Origin of the sequence: Paenibacillus sp. IITD108, from assembly GCF_036541265.1 — a bacterium.
Classification (GTDB): Bacteria; Bacillota; Bacilli; order Paenibacillales; family Paenibacillaceae; genus Pristimantibacillus.
Genome location: NZ_JAZHCT010000071.1, coordinates 1 through 6,299, shown reverse-complemented (window position 1 = coordinate 6,299; position 6,299 = coordinate 1). Strand labels below are relative to the sequence as shown.

Annotated in this window: 5 protein-coding genes; all 5 read left to right on the top strand. The window is 44.1% G+C overall.

Annotated features, from left to right (window positions below; genetic code table 11):
• Positions 1-546: 546 nt before the first annotated feature.
• The 5 genes from V1L65_RS28505 to smpB all read left to right on the top strand — a co-directional run bounded on the left by V1L65_RS28505 (position 547) and on the right by smpB (position 5,980).
• Complete coding sequence (locus V1L65_RS28505; RefSeq protein ID WP_331702743.1) at positions 547-1,239, top strand: copper homeostasis protein CutC; 693 nt, start codon at positions 547-549, stop codon at positions 1,237-1,239.
• Positions 1,240-1,415: 176 nt separating this feature from the next.
• Positions 1,416-1,652 (top strand): preprotein translocase subunit SecG, encoded by a 237-nt coding sequence (gene secG, locus V1L65_RS28500; RefSeq protein WP_331702742.1) that lies wholly within the window; start codon positions 1,416-1,418, stop codon positions 1,650-1,652.
• A 189-nt stretch (positions 1,653-1,841) separates the two neighbouring features.
• Positions 1,842-4,682: a ribonuclease R gene (gene rnr / locus V1L65_RS28495; protein ID WP_331702741.1), complete on the top strand. Its 2,841-nt coding sequence runs from the start codon at positions 1,842-1,844 to the stop codon at positions 4,680-4,682.
• Positions 4,683-4,978: 296 nt separating this feature from the next.
• Entirely contained in the window at positions 4,979-5,179 is a 201-nt protein-coding gene (locus tag V1L65_RS28490; protein ID WP_331702740.1) for a cold-shock protein, read from the top strand.
• A gap of 318 nt (positions 5,180-5,497) precedes the next feature.
• A complete protein-coding gene (smpB, locus tag V1L65_RS28485) occupies positions 5,498-5,980 on the top strand; it encodes an SsrA-binding protein SmpB (protein ID WP_331702739.1) in 483 nt (160 codons plus the stop codon).
• The last annotated feature ends 319 nt before the right edge of the window (positions 5,981-6,299 follow it).

Here is a 6,299-nt window from a genome sequence, read left to right as displayed (position 1 = left end):
AGAGTGCGGACCAAGCGGAGGGGGTATAGCTTGTGCAGTGGTGCCAGTGGTGCGGTTGCGCAAACTCTAACGAATCTTGACTGCGCTATTTGGCTTAAAACCTGCTTTTTTTAAACTCTAACGACTATGTAGAGACTGTCGATTCATTGTGGGCAACGATTGATAAGTGATGAGAAAGGGGAAACGGAGAGCAAGAATGGGAATGGAGAAGCGGCAGCGTCCGCCTTTGTAGGCTAATTTTTTCCTTTACAGGGGTTATTTATTCATAAAAATTAGACTACAACAGCGGTCGGAATCCCAATCTTGATCGGAAGACCACCCCTTCTATTGCTTGTTGCAACTATCTACAATGAATTGACAAAGTGCTGTTATTGGTGATATAAAGCTTCTGAGCTTCGTTAAAACTTTAGAGAGCACGATTGCGGCTTGAAAAAGTTATGGAAAATTGCTCCTAGCTTAACGTTCTTGTGAAAATCGAAAATCGAACCGGGTGATGCCAGACAATTAGCTGACGGCTAACATAATGCAATCTAGGAGGTTTATGAAATGATACTTGAAGTCATAGCAACAACGATTGATGATATTGCTGTCGCTTCGGCAAGCTCTGCAGACCGCATTGAATTAGTAAGCGGCATAGCAGAGGGAGGCTTGACGCCTAGTATTGGTCTGATAGAAGCAGCGGTAGCCACATCTAAAATACCGGTATACGTTATGATTCGCCCGCATAGCCAGTCTTTCACATATTCTGAGGCGGATATCACTCTTATGATCAGAGATATTGAAGCTGTAAAAGCATGCGGTGCTCCTGGGATCGTTATTGGCTCCAACAATTCCAATCGGCAGATCGATATTCAATCGCTTGAAAGATTGCTGAAAGCTGCAGATGGGCTAGATGTGACGTATCACCGCGCTTTTGATGAGCTGGTGGATCAGTTCGAAGGCTTGAAAGTGCTGGCCCAGTACCCTGCGATTAGCCGAATACTAACCTCTGGCGGTGCTGATAAAGCAATCGACAGCATGGAGCACTTAAAAAGATTACAACAAAGGGCAGTGGAGCTTGGATTACATCTTCAGGGTGGCAGCGGATTATCGGTTGAAAATACGGAGCAATTCTTACGGGAAACAGGCATTGGCCAGGTCCATTACGGTTCTGCTGTCCGCGTAGATTCAAGTTTTTCAAAGCCGATGGATCCAAATCGCATTTATGCCATTCGTCAAATATTAAAGCCTTTCGAGTAACTGTGTTATTAAGCGTGTCGATTAAATAGAGAAGTAAAGGCACTACAATCAGGTTTGATTTCGGACTGCAGCTGCGTTCCAATTTTAGATTTTACTCGTCCTATTGTAATGTGTTGACAACTATGATAAAATCATCTTATGTGTTTTTCGGAGCGCCTATGTTGGAGGTGGAATCAATGGATGTATTTTTGAAGATTTTGCTTGTCATATTTGCGATCGGACTTATCGCTGTTGTATTGCTGCAAAAGGGTAAAAGTGCAGGATTGTCTGGAGCGATTACTGGCGGTGCAGAGCATTTGTTCGGTAAGCAAAAAGCACGCGGTTTGGACTTGTTCTTACAACGTTTAACTGTTGTATTAGCAGCTGGATTTTTCGTGCTGGCGCTGGTCGTATCGTATTTTGTAAATCAATAATCTACATCGAATTTTAAAAGACGGGGGATTTCCCCGTCTTTTTTGTTTATATTAATTTAGAGGAGCATCCACTCTTCACAGAATCAGATTATTATGTTAAAAACGGATGCAAAACATCGCATTCGTGTATACTACATAATATATGGAAATCTATTGGTTGGAACCAATACACGAGGAGAACATGTAATCATGGATAATCATGAACAAAGCATTTTGCAATTTATGCGAGAAATTGCTTATAAACCGATGACCTATCAAGAGCTGGAAGCACATTTTGGCATTGATGATGCCATTGAATTCAAGAAGTTTTTAAAAACATTGAATAAGCTTGAACAAGAGGGCGCTATTTTGCGCACTCGCAATGACCGCTACGGCGTGCCAGAGCGCATGAACCTGCTGCGGGGCAAATTGCAAGCACATGCCAAAGGCTTTGCCTTTCTTATTCCAGATGAGAAGGATCACCCTGATGTATACCTTCATGCTAATGATCTGAAAACCGCTATGAACGGTGATATTGTTCTGGTGCGTATTACTGCCAAAAGCCCTGGGGGCGGACGGATGGAGGGCGAGGTTGTACGGATTGTACAGCGCGCTGTTACCCAAATAGTAGGTACATTTGAGAATTTTGATACGTACGCTTTTGTATCCCCTGATGATAAACGTATCAACCGCGATATTTTTATTCCTAAGGAGGGCTTCAAGGGAGCAGTTACCGGACAAAAGGTTGTTGTACGCATCGTGCACTACCCGGAAGGCAGAGCTGCGGCAGAAGGAGAAATTATTGAAATATTAGGTCATAAAAATGACCCTGGCGTAGATATTTTATCTATTGTAAGAAAGCATCAGCTGCCAGAAGGATTTTCGGATGAGGTTATGGCGGAGGCAATTGCTGCGCCTGAACATATAACTGAAGAGGAAATTACAAGCCAAGGGCGCAGAGATTTGCGCAACGAGGTTATCGTCACGATTGATGGCGCAGATGCAAAGGATTTGGATGATGCAGTTCAAGTGAAGCGTCTTGAAAATGGCAATTACTTGCTCGGCGTACATATCGCTGATGTCGGGTATTATGTACGGGAGCGCTCTGAGCTTGATCAGGAAGCCTATCGCAGAGGCTGCAGCGTCTACTTGGTCGATCGTGTTATTCCGATGCTGCCGCATCGTTTGTCTAATGGGATTTGCTCGCTCAATCCTAAGGTCGATCGTTTAACGCTTTCGTGTGAAATGGAATTTGATGCGAAAACCTTTAAACGAGTTCGTCATGATATTTTTACAAGCGTTATTCGTACAACCGAGCGCATGACTTATTCTGATGTTCGAAAGATTCTTACCGCTACCGAGGAAGAACCCGAGCTTGAACTGAAAGAGCGCTATGCAAATTTATTAGATATGTTTGATTTGATGGAGAAGCTGGCAATGAAGCTTCGCTCCAAGCGCATGAAGCGCGGCGCCATCGATTTTGATTTTCAAGAATCGAAAATTATAGTCGACGAAGAAGGCAAAGCAATTGATATTGTCAAACGCGAGCGCTCTGTAGCTGAACAGATTATCGAGGAGTTTATGCTGGCCGCTAATGAGACAGTTGCCGAACATTTCCATTGGTTGCGCATGCCTTTCTTATACCGTATCCACGAGGATCCGGATCAAGAGAAGCTAATGACCTTTATGCAGTTCGCGTCTAATTTCGGTTACGTTGTAAAGGGAAAAGGCAATTCTGTTCATCCGCGTGCACTGCAAAGCTTGCTGGCTGAAATTGAAGGCACAAAGGAAGCTACCGTCATTTCTACGATGATGCTTCGCTCCATGAAGCAGGCAAAGTATGATGCTGAGAGTCTTGGACACTTTGGTTTGGCTGCAGAGTTCTATACACATTTTACATCGCCAATTCGACGTTATCCGGATCTCGTTATCCACCGCATTATTCGAGAAGTAATCGCTGGCGGCGGTTCGTTGTCAGAGGTTAGATTTGATGCTCTCAAAGGCCGCATGTCGGATATTGCTCAGCATTCGTCAGAGCGTGAACGAGTGGCTACTGAGGCGGAGCGGGATACAGAGAAGCTGAAAAAATGCGAATATATGCTGGATAAAGTGGGCGAAGAATTTACTGGCATTATTAGCAGTGTGACAAGTTTCGGCATGTTTGTCGAATTGGATAACACAGTCGAAGGATTAATTAGACTAAGCGATTTAACAGACGATTACTATCATTTCCATGAGCAGCATATGGTCTTGATCGGTGAGCGCACATCGAAGGTATATCGTATTGGCGATGAAGTGAAAATACGCGTGGCCAGAGTCGATATGGATGAGCATAATATAGATTTTGAAATGGTTGATATGAAGCAGCGCGGCGAATATAAAGGTATCGCAGACGCAGGCTTTGGAGCGTATGGAGGAGGGGGCCGCCGGGGTTACGCAAAAAGAGATTCCGAAAAGCGGGGCTCATCTAGAAGAGCAGAAGGCTCCCCAGCAACAAGCTTCACCTCTTTGCGTACTCGTAACTCCGCTGATGGCGGCGGTCGAGCCACGGGCCGCTCAAAGCGTTCTGGCGACACTATAGACCGTACGGCGGCGGGCCGCAGAGGCAAACGACATAGTAACGGCGTAAAAGAAGGAAACGACAATCCTTGGATGACTGAACATCAAGCTGGAAAAGCAGCTGATCGCAAAACAGGAAAATCCAGCGGAGCACCTCGATCTGAACACAAACATTCCGACTCTGCAGCAAGCAGCGATGTTCGTACCGATATGTGGGGTCTTCCGATTCGCGATACTGACCAGCATTCGCATAGTCGAGACAGCGACAGCAAAAAGGCGTTTTGGCAGGATAAAGGCATTAAAGCGAACCAAAAAAAGAAACACAATGACGATGTGAAGCTCCATATTATAAAAGGTGCTGGCAAAACCAAAAATGACCTTCGCGTTGAGTCAGAAATCGGGAGCATAGCTGAAGGTTTAAAAAAGAGGAAACAAAAAAAGAAAAAAAGCAATAATGCAACAGCTGCATTTGTTCGCAAAAAGCGAAAATAATTTCCAGTTAGCTAACAGCACCCCTTAATGAAAAGACATTGTAAAGAGAACGAGAACCCTTGCTGCTATGTCCTTTAGGGGTGCGAACGCTGTCGATTTATTTGGAAAAATATATTTGCGTTGTTACTTGCATTTTGCTTGCGGGTATAGTACACTCAAAGCAATCAATGATATGAACCTGCATTCACATATTGAAAAGGGTATCATTACAAATCATGAACCCTTTCCAATGTGTGAATTTTTTGTTTGATAGACGAAACAGGCGCATATTAATACATTTTATGGAGGTTTTCCACATGCAACAAGGTACAGTTAAATGGTTCAACGCTGAGAAAGGTTTCGGCTTCATCGAGGTTGAAGGCGGCAACGATGTATTCGTACACTTCTCCGCTATCACTGGCGAAGGCTTCAAAACTCTTGAAGAAGGCCAACGTGTTGAGTTCAACGTAGTTGAAGGCAACCGCGGACCACAAGCTGAGAACGTTGTAAAGCTATAATAGCTTAACAATCGTTTGGGGAAGCCGCCCTTACCTTATGGTGATGGCGGCTTTTTTTATGTATAATTGGAAGCTATTTTTTTAAAATATTAGAATAAGTATAAGTTTTTATCTCATATCTGTCTGTTTCTATATTTCATCGGTAAACGCGCCTGTCCAAAGGGCGGCGGAGCCGTTTATCCTTGGAGTGATAACAAATATTTTGAGCAAGCGCATGGATGATTGATTTTGATAAAAAGAGTTGTTACAATAAATACCTACAGGCTGCAGTATGGTCTTGACCAAAGCCGTGCACAATTGAAAGAACGAGGTGACAACATGGGTAGCAAGAAAAGCGATGGCAAACAGCTCGCCCAGAATAAGAAAGCTTCCCATGATTATTTCATTGAGGAAACTTTCGAGGCAGGCATGGTGTTAAAGGGGACAGAGATCAAGTCTTTGCGCAATGGTCGTGCTAATATTAGCGATGCTTTTGCTACGATTCGCAATGGTGAAATCTTTATTCATAACATGCATATCAGCCCATTTGAGCAAGGCAATATTCATAACCCTTCTGATCCAACGCGTGCGCGCAAGCTTTTGCTGCATAAGGCGCAAATTCACAAATTGCTCGGTCAATCCAAGCAAGAGGGCTATTCCATTGTGCCATTGAAGGTTTACATTCGCAATGGCTATGCGAAGCTGCTAATCGGACTTGGTAAAGGCAAGAAGCAGTTTGACAAACGCGAGGCGGCTGCCAAGCGGGATGCACAGCGCGATATCCAGCGCATTTTGCGTGAGAAGCAGAAGGTTATACGTTAGTTTTCCTCAGTTGGCAATAAGAAGTGTGCACAAATTGAGTGAATTCATGTTATACTAAGAAAGTAGCAACATCGCATCTACAACAGTGCGAAGCATATAATGACAAGTTCAATTGGAACATGTCGTGCATCGTCTAAGCGTTATCGGCATATACTAAATGTTAGACATTAGATATACGCGAGCCGCTTTTAATCCTAATGCTTCATATGAGCTAAACATTGGCTGGACCAATGCTTTATGCCTATATGGGGGCGTTCTTGGATTCGACGGGGATAGTACGAGCGCGAGCCAGCGGGTAGCAGGGAGTCGTCTGCTTCAT